General features: G+C 66.7%; 17 protein-coding genes. 4 read left to right on the forward strand and 13 right to left on the reverse strand.

Features of this window, described 5'->3' with window-relative positions:
• Window positions 1-5: 5 nt before the first annotated feature.
• The 3 genes from AC1DOM_RS00280 to AC1DOM_RS00290 all read right to left on the reverse strand — a co-directional run bounded on the left by AC1DOM_RS00280 (window position 6) and on the right by AC1DOM_RS00290 (window position 3,143).
• Window positions 6-1,787, reverse strand: a complete 1,782-nt coding sequence (locus tag AC1DOM_RS00280; protein ID WP_498960177.1) for a glycoside hydrolase family 15 protein — start codon at window positions 1,785-1,787, stop codon at window positions 6-8.
• On the reverse strand, window positions 1,787-2,578 hold the full coding sequence (otsB, locus tag AC1DOM_RS00285) for a trehalose-phosphatase (RefSeq protein ID WP_498959233.1): 792 nt from the start codon (window positions 2,576-2,578) through the stop codon (window positions 1,787-1,789). Before otsB ends, AC1DOM_RS00280 begins: the two co-directional genes overlap by 1 nt.
• A 61-nt stretch (window positions 2,579-2,639) precedes the next feature.
• Window positions 2,640-3,143, reverse strand: coding sequence for a BON domain-containing protein (locus AC1DOM_RS00290; protein ID WP_498959234.1), 504 nt, complete (start codon window positions 3,141-3,143; stop codon window positions 2,640-2,642).
• A 130-nt stretch (window positions 3,144-3,273) separates the two neighbouring features.
• On the opposite strand from AC1DOM_RS00290, the gene AC1DOM_RS00295 reads away from it, so the two are divergent.
• The 3 genes from AC1DOM_RS00295 to AC1DOM_RS00305 all read left to right on the forward strand — a co-directional run bounded on the left by AC1DOM_RS00295 (window position 3,274) and on the right by AC1DOM_RS00305 (window position 7,593).
• Window positions 3,274-4,266, forward strand: coding sequence for an SDR family oxidoreductase (locus AC1DOM_RS00295; RefSeq protein ID WP_498959235.1), 993 nt, complete (start codon window positions 3,274-3,276; stop codon window positions 4,264-4,266).
• A 126-nt stretch (window positions 4,267-4,392) separates the two neighbouring features.
• A complete protein-coding gene (locus AC1DOM_RS00300; protein WP_498959236.1) occupies window positions 4,393-5,457 on the forward strand; it encodes a glycosyltransferase family 4 protein in 1,065 nt (354 codons plus the stop codon).
• Between the two features lie 6 nt (window positions 5,458-5,463).
• Complete coding sequence (locus AC1DOM_RS00305) at window positions 5,464-7,593, forward strand: amylo-alpha-1,6-glucosidase (RefSeq protein ID WP_498959237.1); 2,130 nt, start codon at window positions 5,464-5,466, stop codon at window positions 7,591-7,593.
• Here AC1DOM_RS00305 and AC1DOM_RS00310 read toward each other — a convergent pair.
• From AC1DOM_RS00310 to glnA, 4 genes are all read right to left on the reverse strand, one after another.
• Window positions 7,582-8,289 carry a hypothetical protein gene (locus AC1DOM_RS00310; RefSeq protein WP_498959238.1) on the reverse strand — a complete coding sequence of 236 codons (708 nt, stop codon included), beginning with the start codon at window positions 8,287-8,289 and terminating at the stop codon, window positions 7,582-7,584. The genes AC1DOM_RS00305 and AC1DOM_RS00310 overlap by 12 nt on opposite strands.
• On the reverse strand, window positions 8,286-8,972 hold the full coding sequence (locus AC1DOM_RS00315) for an RHS repeat-associated core domain-containing protein (RefSeq protein WP_498959239.1): 687 nt from the start codon (window positions 8,970-8,972) through the stop codon (window positions 8,286-8,288). Before AC1DOM_RS00315 ends, AC1DOM_RS00310 begins: the two co-directional genes overlap by 4 nt.
• A gap of 107 nt (window positions 8,973-9,079) precedes the next feature.
• Window positions 9,080-10,369 carry an ammonium transporter gene (gene amt, locus AC1DOM_RS00320; protein ID WP_498959240.1) on the reverse strand — a complete coding sequence of 430 codons (1,290 nt, stop codon included), beginning with the start codon at window positions 10,367-10,369 and terminating at the stop codon, window positions 9,080-9,082.
• A 6-nt stretch (window positions 10,370-10,375) separates the two neighbouring features.
• Entirely contained in the window at window positions 10,376-11,785 is a 1,410-nt protein-coding gene (glnA, locus tag AC1DOM_RS00325) for a type I glutamate--ammonia ligase (RefSeq protein ID WP_498959241.1), read from the reverse strand.
• 263 nt (window positions 11,786-12,048) lie between these two features.
• Here glnA and AC1DOM_RS00330 point away from each other — a divergent pair, with 263 nt between their 5' ends.
• Entirely contained in the window at window positions 12,049-12,879 is an 831-nt protein-coding gene (locus AC1DOM_RS00330) for an undecaprenyl-diphosphate phosphatase (protein ID WP_498959242.1), read from the forward strand.
• Window positions 12,880-12,883: 4 nt separating this feature from the next.
• On the opposite strand, the gene AC1DOM_RS00335 is transcribed toward AC1DOM_RS00330, so the two are convergent.
• From AC1DOM_RS00335 to AC1DOM_RS00360, 6 genes are all read right to left on the reverse strand, one after another.
• Entirely contained in the window at window positions 12,884-13,645 is a 762-nt protein-coding gene (locus tag AC1DOM_RS00335; protein ID WP_498959243.1) for an SDR family oxidoreductase, read from the reverse strand.
• A complete protein-coding gene (locus AC1DOM_RS00340) occupies window positions 13,642-14,259 on the reverse strand; it encodes a YbhB/YbcL family Raf kinase inhibitor-like protein (protein WP_498959244.1) in 618 nt (205 codons plus the stop codon). Before AC1DOM_RS00340 ends, AC1DOM_RS00335 begins: the two co-directional genes overlap by 4 nt.
• Before the next feature lie 19 nt (window positions 14,260-14,278).
• Window positions 14,279-15,298 carry a YheT family hydrolase gene (locus tag AC1DOM_RS00345; RefSeq protein ID WP_498959245.1) on the reverse strand — a complete coding sequence of 340 codons (1,020 nt, stop codon included), beginning with the start codon at window positions 15,296-15,298 and terminating at the stop codon, window positions 14,279-14,281.
• 74 nt (window positions 15,299-15,372) lie between these two features.
• Window positions 15,373-16,233: a lysophospholipid acyltransferase family protein gene (locus AC1DOM_RS00350; protein ID WP_498959246.1), complete on the reverse strand. Its 861-nt coding sequence runs from the start codon at window positions 16,231-16,233 to the stop codon at window positions 15,373-15,375.
• On the reverse strand, window positions 16,134-16,598 hold the full coding sequence (locus AC1DOM_RS00355) for a hotdog fold thioesterase (RefSeq protein ID WP_498959247.1): 465 nt from the start codon (window positions 16,596-16,598) through the stop codon (window positions 16,134-16,136). Before AC1DOM_RS00355 ends, AC1DOM_RS00350 begins: the two co-directional genes overlap by 100 nt.
• Before the next feature lie 13 nt (window positions 16,599-16,611).
• A complete protein-coding gene (locus AC1DOM_RS00360; protein ID WP_498959248.1) occupies window positions 16,612-17,226 on the reverse strand; it encodes a YkvA family protein in 615 nt (204 codons plus the stop codon).
• Window positions 17,227-17,298: the final 72 nt, after the last annotated feature.

Here is a 17,298-nt window from a genome sequence, read left to right on the forward strand (position 1 = left end):
CTTCATTACGTGGCTTCCTGCCAGGGGCGCGAGAGGCGCATGGCGGCACTGATCAGGCCGACGTGCGAATAGGTCTGCGGGAAATTGCCCCAGGCCTGCCCGTCCTCGAACCCGAGATCCTCCGACAACAGCCCCAGCGGATTGCGCCGGGCGAGCACGCTTTCGAAAAGCGCGCGCGCTTCACCGGCGCGGCCGATCGACGCCAGCGCCTCGACGTACCAGAAGGTGCAGATCGTGAAACTCGTTTCCGGTGCGCCGAAGTCGTCCGGCGCGATGTAGCGATACAGGCCGTGTCCGCGACGCAATCCCTTGCCGATCGCTTCGACCGTCGCGATGTAACGCGGGTCGCTGGGTTCGATGAAGCCGGTGTCGGCCAGCAACAGCAGGCTCGCATCCAGGCGGTCGCCGCCGAAGGCATCGGCGAAGTGGCCCGCCTGCGCGTTCCAGGCCTTGTCGATGATCGTGGCGTGGATGCGATCGGCGCGACCGCGCCAATGTTCGACGCGATCGCCGAGGCCGAAGCGTGCGGCGATCTTCGCGAGGCGGTCGCACGCGGCCCAACACATGACCGACGAGTACGTGTGGACCGACGTGCGGCCGCGGAACTCCCACAGCCCGGCATCGGGTTGGTCGTGCATCAACCACGCCTGCTCGCCGAGCGGTTCCAGGCGCGCGAAGGTCGACGCATCGCCCGGTTGCTGCAGGCGTTGGTCAAAGAACAATTGCGTGGAGGCGAGCATGACGCTGCCGTACACGTCGTGCTGGACCTGTTTCCAGGCCAGGTTGCCGACGCGCACCGGGCCCATGCCGCGATAGCCGTCGAGCGCCGGGGCTTCGTCTTCGTGCAGCGCCGCTTCGAAGCCGATGCCGTACACCGGCTGCAGGTCCGCGCGCTCGCCCGTGACGAGGTTGAAGATGTAGCGGATGTACTCCTCCATCGTCGCGGTCGCGCCGAGGCGATTGAGCGCGCGCACGACGAAGGCGGCATCGCGCAGCCAGCAATAGCGATAGTCCCAGTTGCGCTGCGTGTGCGGCGCTTCGGGGATCGAAGTCGTCATCGCCGCGATGATCGCGCCGGTGTCTTCGTACTGGCACAGCTTGAGGGTGATCGCACTGCGGATCACGGCGTCCTGCCATTCCAATGGAATGGAGAGATAGCGCGTCCATTCGCGCCAGTAGATCGTCGTGCGCTCTTCGGCGTCGCGAATGAAGGCGCCGATGGGTTGCGTCAGTGTTTCATCGGGGCCGAGCACGAAGTGCAACTCGCGATCCAGCACGAAGGGCAATTCGTCGCGCAGCAGGCGCAGCGAGAGATCCGTGGTCAATCGCAGCACATGGTCCGGCAACAACCAGCGCATGTGGTTGCTGCCCCAGGTGCGCTCTGGCTCGCGCGCGCCCCATTCGGCGAGCGGCTGCAACTTCACGCGGATGCGCGGTGCGCCGGAGAGTGGGCGCACGCGACGATACAGGCCGACCGGCCGATACAAACGATTGTAGTGGCGCCAACGCGGGGCGAAGTCGGTGATTTCGACCGCGCCGCCGTTCTTGTCGCGCAGGATCGTGCGCAGGATCGCGGTGTTCGGCACGTAGTGCTGTTCGCTGCCCGCGGAATTCTCGATCTCGATCTCCCACATGCCGCCATCGCGCTTGGGCGAGAGCAATGCGCAGAACGCAGGGTCGCCGTCGAACGCGGGAAGGCAACACCACACCACCGTGCCGGTCGAATCGAGCAGTGCACCGAACGTGCCGTTGCCGATGACGCCGAGGTCGAGGTTGGCGGGTCGGATCATGCGTGCACTCCATCGTGGGCGGTGGCGCGTGCGAGCCATGCGCGCACCGCGGCGGGATTCGGAAGGCGCCAGCGCGCGGCGCTCGGCGTGCGATCGCCGACCAGCACGCTCAGGCCCTGGCACGCATTGACGATCGAGAACGCGTGTTCGTCGGTGAGATCGTCGCCGACGAAGACCGGCGTGCGACCGCGGAACGGCGCTTGCGCCATGAAGCCTTCGACGGCCGTGCCCTTGTCGGGCGACGACCCGCCGGGGCGCAGTTCGAGCACCATGTCGCCGCCCTGCACGCGGTAGTCGGGCAACACGCGCAAGGCCGCCGCGGAGAAGGCGCGGAATGCATCGCGCGCTTGCGGTGCGGCGCGCCAGTGCAGCGCGAGGTTGGGCCCCTTGCGTTCGACCATGGATCCCGGGAAGTTGATCGCGACGTGTTGTGCTTCGGCGAAGACACCATCGAGCGCTTCGGGCGCGACGGGTGGGAATGTGCGGCGCCCGTCGGGTTCGCGACGCTCCAGCCCATGCATGCCCGCGGCGGGAATCGCGCGCAACTGCCCGAACACCTCGTCGATCGCATCGAGCGAACGACCGCTCACCAGCGCGAGTGCGCCGCCGAGCATTTCCGACAAGCGCACGATGTCGCGTTGCAGATCCACGGGCACGACGACTTGCGAGGGATGCGGCGCGAAGTCCAGCAAGCATCCATCGACATCGAGGAACAGGGCCCAGTCGGCCGCGGGCGACGGCGGCAAGGGAAGCACGCCGTCGCGTGGGGGCGCATCACGCGATTCCATCCGGATCATTCTCCCGAAGCGCCGTGAGGCCCGGGTGGACGCCGCGTGATCGTGCGTGGTGTCACGAACTCGAAAAACCGCTGCCCTGCTGGTCGTTGCCCGAACGGATCGCCTGTCCCGGCTTGCCCAGGGCGTCGGCCGACTCGCCGATCGTGATGCGATTGTGGACGTCCTTCACGCCGGCGATGTTCCAGGCGATCTCTTCGGCATCATGTTTCATCGCGCGCGCGGGAACCCAGCCGTTGAGCGTGACGACACCGTCGGTCACCACGGCGATGACCGCGGTCGCGTTGATGGTGTCGGCGCCGGTGAGGTTCTCGTGCAGGATCTCGCCGATGCGTTCGTCCGAACGCCACTGCTGCGTCGGTCCCACGCCGCGATAGCTGACGGCGCCGACGGGCGCGAGGTCGCGGTTGGTCACCGACGGCAAGCCATCGTAGATGTCGCGGTCGCGACGATCGATGCGCACGTCGGCATCGTGCGGCCGGTGATGGGCCATGCGCGGATCGCGATGCTCGACGGATCGGCGCGGGAAATGTTGATCGCCTGGGGTATCGCGCGGCATGGCTGCCTCCTGGGGGTCCTGAACACGAGGAAAGCTAACGCGGCAAACGGCTGCAGCGCGTGACGGGCGATCATGCGGGTTCGACGCGCGCCCCGATAACGTCGAGGCATCCAACGAAACGAGGTGCGCGATGGCCAGGCAGCAATCCGGCAAGGGCGCGGGCGAAGACACCGCACGCAAACATCGTGCCGTCCAGGCCGAGCAGGACGCGAAGGACGCGAAGCACTCCAGGGGCAAGGCGCCAGCGAAGAAAGCGACGCAGGCGGGCCTGCGCAAGGAGCCGACGGACTTGCCCGCGCAGCACATCGCCAAGCCCGGCAACGAGCATGAACTCGATCTCGCGCCCCGTTTCCTCGCGCCGGATTACGTCGGCAGCAAAAAGCTCGAAGGGATGTCGGCGATCGTGACCGGTGGCGACTCCGGTATCGGCCGCGCGGTTGCGGTGTTGTTCGCACGCGAAGGCGCCGACGTGGCGATCGTGTACCTGTCCGAACACGAGGATGCGCGTGTCACGCAGGAACACGTCGAGCGAGAAGGCCGCAAATGCGTGCTGATTCCCGGCGACGTCAAGTCCGTGCGCTTCTGCGAACAGGCGGTCCAAAAGACGCTGAAGGCCTTCGGCAAACTCGACATCCTCGTGAACAACGCCGCCTTCCAGCTGCACAGCGAGCGCATCGAAGACATCAGCGAAGAACGTCTGCAGGAAACTTTGCAGACCAACATCGGCGGCTACTTCCACATGGCGCGCGCCGCGCTGCCGCACATGGAGGAAGGCGGGTCCATCATCAACTGCGGCTCGGAGACTGCGTTGTTCGGCAGCGCGCACTTGCTCGATTACTCGGCGACGAAGGGTGCGATCCACGCCTTCACCAAATCGCTGGCCTCCAATCTGCTCGAGCGCGGGATTCGCGTGAACGCGGTTGCGCCCGGCCCGGTGTGGACGCCGTTGAATCCCGCCGACAGCCCCGCGGAGAAGGTGGCCGAGTTCGGCAAGAAGAGCGACATGAAGCGGCCTGCGCAACCCGAAGAGATCTCGCCCGCGTTCGTGTTCCTCGCCTCGCCGGTGACGGCCTCGTACGTGAACGGTGTGATCCTGCCGGTGATGGGCGGGCCGCGCGGTTAGCGGCCGTACAGTCGGATGAATGCGCGCGGCGGTTCGCGAAACCGTTTGCACGCACGCCTCGTTTACGGACGCATCGCTACCGTAGCCCAACGGCCGCCACACCATTGCGGCTCCTGGGAAGACGAATTGAAGATTGCGCAGATCGCCCCGCTCTATGAAGCGGTTCCGCCCAAGCTCTACGGCGGCACGGAACGGGTGGTGGCCTGGCTCACCGATGCACTGGTAGACGCCGGCCACGATGTCACGCTGTTCGCTTCGGCCGAAGCACAGACCCGCGCGAAGTTGGTTTCGGTGCGCGACCAGGCGATCCGCCTGGATCCGGCCGAGCACAAGTCCGACCTCGCCGCGCACATGGGCATGCTGCAGGAAGTGCGGAATCGCATGGATGAGTTCGACGTCCTGCATTTCCACGTCGACATGATCCATTTCCCGTTCTTCGAGGATTGCGCGGGGCAGACGCTCACCACGCTGCATGGCCGCCTGGATCTGAAGGATTTGCCGGTGGTCTATCGGCGCTGGCCGCAGTTTCCGCTCGCGTCGATTTCCAACGACCAGCGCCGTCCGCTGCGCAATGCGAGCTGGATCGACACCGTACATCACGGCTTGCCGTCGACCTTGCTGCCGTTCAATGCGAACCCGCGCGGCGACTATCTCGCCTTCCTCGGCCGCATTTCGCCGGAGAAGCGCGTGGATCGTGCGATCGCCATCGCGCGGCGCCTCGGCATGCCGCTGAAGATCGCGGCGAAGGTGGACGGCGCCGACAAGGCCTACTACGAGCGCGAGATCTTGCCGCTGTTGCATGGTGCGTCGGATGTCACCTTCGTCGGCGAGATCGGCGATGCGCAGAAGCCGGAATTCCTCGGCAATGCGGCGGCGCTGTTGTTCCCGATCGACTGGCCCGAACCCTTCGGCATCGTGATGATCGAAGCGATGGCCTGCGGCACGCCGGTCGTCGCGTGGCGCTGCGGCTCGGTGCCGGAAGTGATCGATGAAGGGCAGTCTGGTCGCATCGTCGACAACGAGGACGACGCCGTGGCCGCGACGCGCGAGGTGATGGGCTACGACCGCGCCGCGGTGCGCGCGGTGTTCGAGCGTCGCTTCACTTCGGAAGTCATGGCGGAGCGCTACGTGCGCCTCTACACGCAACTCGCACGCGGCCGGTCGCAGGACCTCGGCTTGCGACTGGCCTGACCGCCCATGGATCCGGCGGCGACCGCCGCACTGTATTCGACGCATGTGCTGAAGGACGGCGACAGCTTCCTCGTCGCCAACGGCTACGGCGACGTCGAGGAAGGCAGCACCGGCCTGTTCCGCGACGACACGCGGTTGCTGTCGATGTTCCGCCTGCGCCTTGGCGATACGCAGCCTGCGTTGCTGAGCGCCGCGGTCACGGCGGACAACGTCTTCTTCCTCTCGCACATGACCAATCGCCAGTTGCCGCCGCTGGGTGAGACAGCCGCGGCGGCGCACGGGCTGATCCATCTGTTGCGCGCGCGGTTCCTGTACGAGGAACGCTTGTTCGAACGCATCACGCTGATGAATTACGGCACGAACGCGTTCGTGGCGCCGCTGCGCATCGAGGTGGCCGCGGATTTCCGCGACATGTTCGAAGTGCGCGGCCAGGTGCGGGCTGCGCGCGGCAAGTTGTTGGACATGGAAGCGTCGCTCGGCCCGCGCGGCGTGGTGTTCAGCTACGAAGGGCTCGACAAGGTGCTGCGCAAGTCCGCGGTCGCGTTCTCGCAGCCGGCGACGACCGTCAACGGCTCGACCTTCGAATTCCTGCTGCAGCTGGTGCCCGGCGTCGAGCAATCGCTGTTCGTCGAAGTGGGCAGCGAACCGGGCGGCCCCCTGCCCTCGCGCGAACGCCATCGCGATGCCGCGGCGAAGGCGCGCAAGCGCATGCGCAAGCGCGGCCGCCGTGGCGCGCACGTGCGCAGCAGCGGGCCCTTGTTCGACGCGTGGATGCAGCGCTCGCGCGCCGACCTGGCGTTGCTGACGAGCGAACTGGAAACCGGTCCTTATCCGTATGCGGGCATTCCGTGGTTCTCCACGCCCTTCGGCCGCGATGCGGTGATCACCGCGTTGCAGACGCTGTGGCTCGACCCGGGCATCGCGCGCGGCGTGCTCGGCTTCCTCGCGGCGCACCAGGCGCAGGAGGAGTCCTCGTTCCTCGATTCGGCGCCCGGCAAGATCATGCACGAGACGCGGCGCGGCGAGATGTCGGCGCTGCGCGAACTGCCCTTCGGCCGCTACTACGGTGGCGTGGATACGACGCCGCTGTTCGTGATGCTCGCCGGCGCGTATGCGCGACGCACGGGCGATGCGGGATTCATCGATACCTTGTGGCCGGCCTTGCTGGCGGCGACCGGCTGGATCGAGCGCGTGTGCGATGCCAACCCCGACGGCTTCCTGGACTATGCGCGCGGACAATCCACGGGCCTTTCGAACCAGGGTTGGAAGGACAGCGAAGACTCGGTGTTCCATGCGGACGGGCGTTTTCCGAAAGGCCCGATCGCACTCGTTGAAGTGCAGGGGTATGCGTACGCGGCGTTCCGCGCGATGGCGGAGCTTGCGGAATTGCGACGCGACGAGACCGGCATGCAAGTGTGGGCTGGACGTGCGGCGCGCATGCAAGCCGCGGTCGAATCGAAGTTCTGGATGGATGAGCAGGGCTTCTACGGCATCGCCGTGGATGGCGAGAGCGCGTTGTGCGCCGTGCGTTCGAGCAACCCGGGACATCTGTTGTATTGCGGACTGCCGACTGCCGCGCGCGCGGCGTCGGTGGCGCAACGCCTGATGGAACACGATTTCCATACCGGTTGGGGCTTGCGCACCCTCGCCTCGGGCCAGGCCCGCTACAACCCGATGAGCTACCACAACGGTTCGATCTGGCCGCACGACACCGCACTGTGCGCGGCGGGCATCGCGCGCTACGGCCATCGCGACGCGGCCGTGCAACTGCTGCGCAGCGCCTTCGAAGCCGCAGTCCACTTCGACATGCGCCTGCCCGAATTGTTCTGCGGCTTCCACCGCGTGCAGGGCGCACCACCGATCGCCTACCCCGTCGCGTGCATGCCGCAAGCCTGGGCCGCGGGCGCACCGTTCATGCTGTTGCAGGCGTGCTTGGGCGTGGAGATCGATGGCCAGCGTGGCGAGATCCACGTCGATCGACCGCGGTTGCCCGATGGCATCGATGAAGTGCGCTTGCACGAAGTCGCACTCGGTGGGGAGCGCGTGGATCTGTTGTTCCGTCGCGTGGGCGAGCGCGTGGGGATGTTCGTGGAAGGGAAGAGCGCGGGGACGCCGCCGGTGCGGTTACGGAGTTGAGACCCAGGATTTTTGGGATTCCCAACCGCGCGTGGGCACTGTGTACCAATCGATCCACCTGCGGGTCGGGATGTCGAACCAAGCGTCGATCTCATCTGGTGTGCCGCGTTCGAGCACTTCGTGCACGCGCTCGGCGAAAGGACCTGCGGCGGCATATCTCACCGGGAATCCTTCCAGCCGGGTCGTGAACGCGAGCATCGTCGTAGGCCGCGCGAGATTCCTTCGGAGTTCCGCAATTTCACTCCTGGCCGCCATGTCGCCAAGTGCACGCCTTCGAGACGCGCGCTCCAACCGTTTGTAGGCCCTGCGCTCGACGCGCGTGGCGGCATACAGGTTTCGCCGGCCGGTCGTTTCGGTTGCTAGCAGTGCGAAAAGGCACGGATCGGGATGCCACATCAGTCCGGAGGACAAGCCGACGATCAGCCCGCCGGCGTCATCGACGACGAATGCATTCGGCGCGAATGGGCGCTGTACGTCATGGGGTCCATCGATCAGCTCCCCTCGCCAGAGGTCTGCGTCGCTCGTGGCGCGCACGACGATCGTGCCGCGCAGATCGCCGTCACTCACCCGCAGGATCATGCCTTCTTCGAGGACCAGTCCAAGTGCGGCGATGTCCCGCACGGTGCCGTAGGCGTTGAACCGGAACCCGTCGATATCGAGGCTGTTGAAGTCGACGTAGATGCGTGGCGGGATCATGGGTTCTTCGCCGAGTTCCTCTGGATTTCCATCAGCTGCGACGCGGTCTCGGGAGCCAGCCCCGTGACCGTCGCGTGGTTTGGAGATTGCCCTGGCGTAATTATCACATCGCCGCCGGCCGCCCTGATCGAGCCCACGTTCGTGACACCCACCTGGTTGTTTCGAATCGGCGCGCAAAGTTCGCACACGGTTTTGCCTGCAGCGCTTTCGACGGAGAATCCGACGACTCCGGCGCCTTCATGCAATCCGGTGCCCTTGGCGATCCCTCCCGGGCTATTGCCGCCTAGAGGAGGATTCGCGTTGCCTCCCCGAACGACAAGTGCTTCATCCGGCAATCGCGCAGCCGCCCGACTCGCCTGGACCCCAAGCCCCACCCCACCCGGAACCCCCGGCGTGAGAATCGCCGCGACATCCGCGCCGATGCCGAGCCCATCGACGACCGCGGCGCCGAAATTCCCGCCGCGCACGTTGTCGTAAAGACTCTTCGCGCCGAACGCCACGCTCGGCACGCCGATGAACAAGTCCTCGGCCCAACGCCCATCGGGGTCGCGGAAGCGATACGGGTTGTCGTTCGCGTAGGCGTAGCGGTTGAAGCCCGCGCCGCTGTCGGCCTGCGCTTGCACCGGATCGACGGAAACGAATCGCGCATCGGCCGGCCACGCGGCGATGAGCAGCAGGAACAACGCAAGTAAACGCGCCATGCACGGCATCCGGTTCGGGATGCCGCGATGGTCCTCAGGCGTGCAGGGTTATCCGAGCCGAAGCGGCTCTGCGTGGATGCGACGCGCGATCAGATTTCGTACGCCGATTCGCCGTGGGCGCTGATGTCGAGGCCTTCGCGCTCGCTGTCGTGGTCCACGCGCAGGCCGCGCAGATGTTTGGCGAGCTGGAACGCAAGGAAGGCGACCAGGCCCGACCATGCGAGCGTGATCCCCACGCCCGCCGATTGCACGGCCACCTGGTGCGCGATGTCGAAGTCCGCCGCGCCCATGCCGCCGAGAGAGGGGGCGGTGAAGACACCCGTCAGCACTGCGCCGACGATCCCGCACACACCGTGGATGCCGAAGACGTCGAGCGAATCATCGGCGCGCAAATGACGCTTGAGCGCGTTGACGCCCCAGAATCCCGCGGCGCCGCCGCACGCACCGATCACCATCGCCCCGCCCACGCCGACCGAGCCGCACGCCGGCGTGATCGCCACGAGTCCGGCGACGGCACCGGATGCCGCGCCCAACATCGACGCGCGCGAGCGCAACAACGCTTCGATCGCGCTCCACGTCAGCACCGCGGCGGCGGCCGCGAGCAAGGTGTTGGCGAAAGCGAGCGCGGCGACGCCATTGGCTTCGAGTGCAGAGCCCGCGTTGAAGCCGAACCAGCCGACCCACAACAAGGACGCGCCGACATAGGTCAGCGGCAGGTTGTGCGGCGACAAACGCTCGCGACCGAAACCGATGCGCGGCCCGAGCATGTACGCGCCGACCAGTCCCGCCACGCCCGCGTTGATGTGCACGACGGTGCCGCCCGCGAAATCGAGCGCGCCCAACTTGAAAAGGAATCCGTTGCCGGCCCACACCATGTGCGCGAGCGGCAGGTAGGCGAAGGTGAACCACAGCGCCGCGAACAACAGCACAGCCGCGAATTTCGCGCGTTCGGCGATCGCACCGACCACCAGCGCGCAGCTGATCGCCGCGAATGCGCCCTGGAAGGCAACGTACGCCAGTTCGGGAATGACCACGCCCTGCGTGAACGTCGCGACGGTCGACGAAGGCCCGACGCCCGCGAGCATCGCCTTGCCGAATCCGCCGATCCACGCATTGCCGCCATCGAAGGCGAGCGAGTAGCCGTACGCCACCCACAACACGAGTGCGAGCGAGGCGACGACGAGGACCTGCATCAGCACCGAGAGAATGTTCTTCGCGCGGACCAGGCCGCCGTAGAACAGCGCGAGGCCGGGGACGATCATCAGCATCACGAGCACGGTGGAGAAGCACATCCACGCGACGTCGCCTTTGTCGACCATGCGTCTCTCCCGAAGCGACCCCACCCCGGCCCTCCCCTGCGCATGCAGGGGAGGGAGCACAGCGAATTACAGCGTGTAGTACATCTGGTACTCGAGCGGATGCGTCGCCGCGCGGAAGCGCGTGACTTCCTGCATCTTCAGCGCGATGTAGCCGTCGATGAAGTCGTCGGTGAACACGCCGCCGGCCTTGAGGAACTCGCGGTCCTTGTCGAGCGCTTCCAGCGCCTGGTCCAGCGAGTGGCACACGGTGGGGATGTTCTTCTCTTCTTCCGGCGGCAGGTCGTACAGGTCCTTGTCGCTCGGCGCGCCCGGGTCGATCTGGTTCTTGATGCCGTCCAGGCCGGCCATCATCAGCGCGGCGAAGATCAGGTAACCGGAGTTCATCGGATCGGGGAAACGGATCTCGATGCGGCGCGCCTTCGGGTTGGCCACGTACGGGATGCGGCACGAAGCCGAACGATTGCGCGCCGAATAGGCGAGCATCACCGGCGCTTCGTAACCCGGCACCAGGCGCTTGTAGGAGTTGGTCGTCGAGTTGGCGAACGCGTTGATCGCGCGCGCGTGCTTGAAGATGCCGCCGATGTACCACAGCGCCATCTGCGACAGGCCGCCGTAACCATCGCCCGAGAACAGGTTCACGCCGCCCTTGGCGAGCGACTGGTGCACGTGCATGCCGCTGCCGTTGTCGCCGACCAGCGGCTTGGGCATGAAGGTGACGGTCTTGCCGTTGCGGTGGGCGACGTTCTTGATGACGTACTTCATCGTCAGCAGTTCGTCGGCCTTCTTCACCAGCGAGTTGAACTTGGTGCCGATTTCGCACTGGCCCGCATTCGCCACTTCGTGGTGGTGCACTTCCACTTCCATGCCGACCTGTTCCAGCGTCTTGCACATTTCGGCGCGCAGGTCGTGCAGCGAATCGAGCGGCGCGACGGGGAAGTAGCCGCCCTTCACCATCGGACGGTAGCCGGTGTTGCCGCCTTCGTATTCGCGGCCCGAGTTCCACGCAGCTTCTTCCGAGTCGACATGGAAGAAGGTGTGGCCCATGTCGTTGGCGAAACGGACGCTGTCGAAGATGAAGAACTCGGGTTCCGGACCGAAGAAGGCCTGGTCGGCGATGCCGCTGGACTTGAGGAACGCTTCGGCGCGCTTGGCGACGCCGCGCGGGTCACGGCCGTAGGCCTGCATCGTGGCCGGGTCGAGGATGTCGCACGTCAGCACGAGCGTCGGGTCGGCGGTGAACGGATCGAGGAACGCGGTGGTGGAATCGGGCAGCAGGACCATGTCCGATTCGTTGATGCCCTTCCAGCCGGAGATCGACGAGCCGTCGAACATCTTGCCGTCCTCGAACAGCGAGGCATCGACGATCGACTTCGGGAAGGTCACGTGGTGCTGCACACCGCGCATGTCGCAGAAGCGCAGGTCGACGAATTCGACCTTGTGGTCCTTGATGAGCTTTTCGACGTGTTCGAGGGACATGGCGGTTTCCTGGGGACGGGAGGTGGGTCGGCGCTTGCCGGGACCCTCTAGGTAGAGCAAGGTGCGTGCCAAGCTTGGCCGTATCGTAACCGACTGAATCAAAACGCTTTGTCCGCTCCGCACATCTTTGCACGCCCTCGATTGGTGCAGCCTTGTAGCCGGCTTGCACCAAGACCGCGCGAAACCGGCCGTGACGCCGCGCCCCACGCGCGATGCCCTACGATGCGCGCTCCCACCCTCGCCGACCCGACGACGCCTTCCCCATGACCGACTTCCTCGCCGCGCTGCTGCTCGGCATCATCGAAGGCATCACCGAGTTCCTCCCGATTTCCTCCACCGGCCACCTGCTCATCGCCGAGCGCTGGCTGGGACACCGCAGCGATCTGTTCAACATCGCGATCCAGGCCGGCGCGATCCTGGCGGTCGTGCTGATCTATCGCGAGCGCCTGTGGCAACTGGCCGACAGCTTCCTGCATCCGGCAAAAGCGCAGCCCGTGCACGGCCAACCGCCGCGGGATTACGCGATCAAGCTGGCGGCGGCGTTCCTCGTCACGGCTGTGCTCGGCCTGATCGTCAAGAAGCTCGGCTTCGAATTGCCGGAAGACGTCGCGCCTGTCGCATGGGCGCTCGTGATCGGTGCGGCCTGGATGGTGCTCGCCGAACAACTGGCGGCCAAGCGCGCGCAAGCGCTGGGCGAGCGCGCGACGATCACGTGGACCGTCGCGATCCTCGTCGGCGTCGCGCAGGTCGTGGCCGGCGTTTTCCCGGGGACCTCGCGTTCGGCCGCCACGATTTTCGTTGCGTTGCTGTTCGGCACGACGAACCGGAAGGCGGCGACCGAGTTCGCCTTCCTCGTCGGCATTCCGACGATGTTCGCCGCGACGGGCTACGAATTGCTCCACGTCGCGCGCGAAGGCGGCCTGGCCGGCGAAGACTGGGGCTCGCTCGCGGTGGCGTTCGTCGCGTCCGCATTGACGGCATTCGCGGCGGTGAAGTGGTTGCTGCGCTACATCCAGAGCCACCGGTTCACGGTGTTCGCGGTGTATCGCGTGATCCTCGGCGCCGCCCTGTTGCTGCTGGTGCCTTCGCCCTGATCGATCAGAGGGTGCGCGTCTGCCCGCCGTCGACGTCGACGATCGCGCCCTGCATGTAACTCGCGGCATCGGAGGCCAGGAACGCAACGACCGCCGCGATTTCCTTCGGCGTGCCGAAGCGCGCGACGCGCAATTCGCGCGCGAGTTCCTGCGACGCTGATTCCGCCGCAATCCCGCGTTCGGCGGCCAGGCGCTCGATCCGCACCTGAGTGCGCTCGGTGGCGATGCTGCTCGGGTTGACCGCGTTGACCCGCACGCCGTCGCGCACGCCGCGGTCGGCCAGCGCCTTGGTGAGATTGAGCAAGGCCGCGTTGACGCTGCCGCCGATGGTGAATTCGGCGTTGCCCGTGCGTCCGCCGATGCTGGCGATGTTCACGATGCAGCCGTTGGCTTCGACCAGGTGCGGCCACGCCGCGCGGCACAGGCGCACGGCGCCGAAGAACTTCAGCGCGAAGCCGTCGGCCCACGCCGCATCGTCGAACGCGAGGAAATCCCCGCGCGGCGTGGCGCCGGCATTGTTGACGAGGATGTCGATGCGGCCGAAGCGCGCGATCGCCGCTTCGACGAGCGTCGATGCCGCCTCGGGCTGCGAGAGATCGCAGGCATGCGCGAGTCCGGGAAACGGTAGCGCGTCGACAACGCCCTGCAGCGCCTCGCGCGAACGCGCCGCTGCGACGACGTGGCAGCCCGCTTGCGCGAGCGCCTGCGCGATCGCCGCGCCGATGCCGCGGCTCGCGCCGGTGACCACCGCGATGCGTGCGCTCACCCGGCGTCGACTTTCGAATGCAGCGAATAGGTGCCGTAGATCGCCGCTTCGGTGATCTCATGCGGTTGCAGCGCGTGGAAGACATCGGCGGCGGTGAACTTCGCCGGCAGGTCGAGTTTCGGCACGCGCAGCGCGAACAGGCGGAAGAAATAACGATGCGTGCGCAGGTCGTTGAATGGCGGATACGGACCGTCGTAGCCCGCGTAATCGCCCTGCATGTCGGCGTTGCCTTTGAACCAGCCGGTGTAATCGTTCAAGCCCTGGCGTGCGCCTTGCGGGCCCGGCGGCGTTTGCTTGCCGTGCGCGGTGATGCCGTCGCTGCAACTGCCCGCTGCGATCGCGTGCACGTTCGCGGGAATGTCGACCATCACCCAATGCACGAAGTCGGTGCGCGGCTGATCGACGGGGATGTCCATGTCGTCGCGGCCGACCGTGGCCGGATCGGTCGGCGCGTCGGTGTCGATGCACATCAGCACGAAGGACTGCGTGCCGTCGGGCACATCCGACCACGCCAAATGCGGGTTGCGATTGCCACCGAAACCTTCGGGCACGCCCATCGCGAATTCCGCGGGAATACGGCCGCGGTGCGCGAAACTTTCGCTGCTCAGATGCATGTCGAGGGACTCCCTTCTGTCAGGCAATGGCCGCCGATGGTGCCATGGCCGGTTCGATCGCGCCGTCGAGCCGTTCGGCCACCCAGCGTTCGGCGAAACCGTCGCCGCGCCAGTTTTCCAGGAAGCCGCAATGCCCGCCGTGTTGGGCGATCTCCAGCGTCGCGGTCGGCGGCAGATGCAATGCATGGAATGCGGCGACCGGAATGACCGGGTCGTCGGCGGCCATCAGGATGCTCGCGGGCACGCGCAACTGCGCGAGGCGCTCGCCTGCGATCGAATAGCCTTCGAAATAATTGTCGAGCGAACCGAACTGCGTGTGGCGCTCGACCATCCACTGCGTCAGCGGACGCATGCGCAGGCCGAGCACCTTGTCGTCGAAGTCGTGCTGCTGCGGGAACAGCTTGCGTTTGCGCGCGAGCGAACCGCGCCACTTGCGCTCGAAGTACCACATGTACAGCGGCAGGCCATGTTCCATCGCTTCCATCGTGCTCGCCGGATCCAGCACGGGGCACACGGCCGCGACATGCGCGAGCGGAATGCCGACGGCCCCGGCGCGCAAGGCCACGCGCAGCGCGAAGTTGCCGCCGAGCGAATAACCCGCGATGACCATCGGGCGCGCGCCGAAGCGTCGCGACACCTCGGCCGCCGCGGCGACGACTTCGTCGATGCGGTTGGAGTGGAACAGGCCTTCGTTGAGGTGGTGCGTGTCGCCGTGGTCGCGGAAGTTCAGCCGGAAGATTTCGAAACCGCGCGCGAGCAGGCGCGCCGCGGTGAGCTGCATGTAACTCGAATCCGCACTGCCTTCCCAGCCATGCAACAGCAAGGCAAGACCGCGCGACGCATGCCCGGGAATGGCCGAATGCAGGCCCTGCAGGCGCACGCCGTCGCCGGCGTCGATGATGTGGGCGCTGGTGAGAGCGCCCATCGCCGCGAGCGCCTGGCGCCCGCGGCGCCGACGCAACGCGCTCGACCCCAGCACCGATTGGAGGTGCGGGCTGCGCAGCATGGCGGGCGGCGCGTAGTCGCTGGCGTGCGGCATGAGGCCGAGGCTAACGCGATGCGTGTGGAGGCTGCGCTCTATTGGTTCCGATAAAGGCTTGGCGGACACCCGGCTCAGGGCGCCTCCATCGCGTTCACGATGCGCTCGCGCGCCAGTTCGGCGATGCGGCGGCGGCCGCCGGCATCGCTGGCGTCGATCGGATCCAGGAACCAGATTTCCGCCACGCGGGCCGGCTCCCCGAGCAGGCGCAGGAAGTTGGCGGCGAAGCTTTCCCCCGGCCCGAAGGCGACCACCGGTTGCGCACTCGCGCCGCGCCCGTAGCGCAGCGCGACCGGTTGCACGCGCACCCCGGCTTCGACCGCGGCCAGGAAGATGCGCGCATGGAACGGGCCGATGGCGTGGCCATCGCGCGTTCGGCCTTCGGGGAAGACGCCGACCGAACGGCCCGCGCGCAGGCGCGCGAGCATTTCGTGCAACACGCCGCCCATCGATTCGCTGTTGCCGCGCTCGTGGTAGATCGTTTCGCCGCGCGTGGCGAGGAATCCCACCACGGGCCAGCGGCTGATCTCGCGCTTGGCGACGAAGCCCATCATGCGCTGGCTGTGCAAGGCGGTGATGTCGATCCAGCTGACGTGGTTGGCGACGAACAGCGTCGCACCCGGCAAGGGCACGCCGCGGCGTTCGAGCCGGAAACCGAAGACGCGCATCAGCCCGCCCTGCCACAGGCGGATCAGGCGATGGTCCAGCGGCTCGCCACGCACCTGGATCTTTCGCAGGGGCGTTGCGATCAACAGCATCGTCAGCGGCAGGTCCACCAGCACGTGCCACAGCAACAGGGGGGTGCGCAGCGCGAAGCGCAGGGTGTGCGAAGCGTTCACTGCAGAGGGTTCGCCCCGGGTAGCGGGATCACGGCGAGGGTCAGGCGCGAGATGCAGACCAACTTGCCGCGATCGTCTTCGATGCGGATTTCCCACACCTGCGTCTGGCGACCGACGTGCAGCGGACGCGCGGTCCCCGTGACCAGGCCATCGCGCACGCCGCGCAGATGGTTGGCGTTGATCTCGATGCCGACGCAGCCCTCGCCTTCGCGCACGCTGAGCATGCCGGCCGAGCTGCCGAGGGTTTCGGCGAGCAACACCGACGCACCACCGTGCAGCAGGCCATAGGGCTGCTTCGTCCGCGCGTCCACCGGCATGGTGGCGCGCAGGAAGTCGGGACCGATTTCGGTGAAGACGATCCCGAGCGGCTCCATCGCGGTGCCGCGGGACATCGCATTCAGGGCGGCCAGGTGGTCGCCCGGACGGAAGATCGAATCCCGCGACGGCGCTGGATCGGCCATGCGGGCGCGACGATCAGCCGAACTTGAAGACGCCCGGACGCCAGCCGCGCGTGTAGGGCTGGCGCGTGGACGCGTAGCCGCTGCTGCTGCCGTAGCCGGTGCCGAATTCGCGGTCGCGGCGCACGTGCATGCGGTCGACCAGTTCGTCGCGGCGCGATTCCAGCCAGTCGGTGCGGCCGAGCTGGGCCGGCTCCAGGCCGCGGCGCTTGGCTTCGTGCTCGCGGTAATCGCAGAAATCGTCGTAGGCCTCGAGCTCGTGTTTCAGCTCGCGCACGCACAACTCGATCATCACCGCATCGTCGAGGAAGCCCAGCACTTCGACGTTGTCCGGGATGATGTCCTTCGGATCGCAGAAGTAGACCAGCGCCGAGAGCACGCGGTCGCGGTCTTCTTCCGGCAGGTGCCAGCCTTCGTCGCGCACCATGGCGATCATGTCGTCCAGGCGCAGCAGGCGTTCCTTGATGAAGTCGGGGATGTGGACCTTCGCCGCGTCGGCGAGCAGGGTGCCCGAGCAGGCGATGATGTCGTCGGCCGTGCGGTCCTTGGCGGCTTCCTTCGCCTGCGCCATCGCCTTCTGGAAATGTTCGAGGTCGCGGTCGTTGAGTTCGAAGTTCAGCGAAATCGACATGGCGGCAATCCAGTCCGTAACGATGGGGGGTGAAGGCGGGCAGCCTAGCAGAGTCCTGCCCCGGACCGGAAC

The sequence above is a fragment of the Lysobacter sp. P5_B12 genome, from assembly GCF_056400425.1.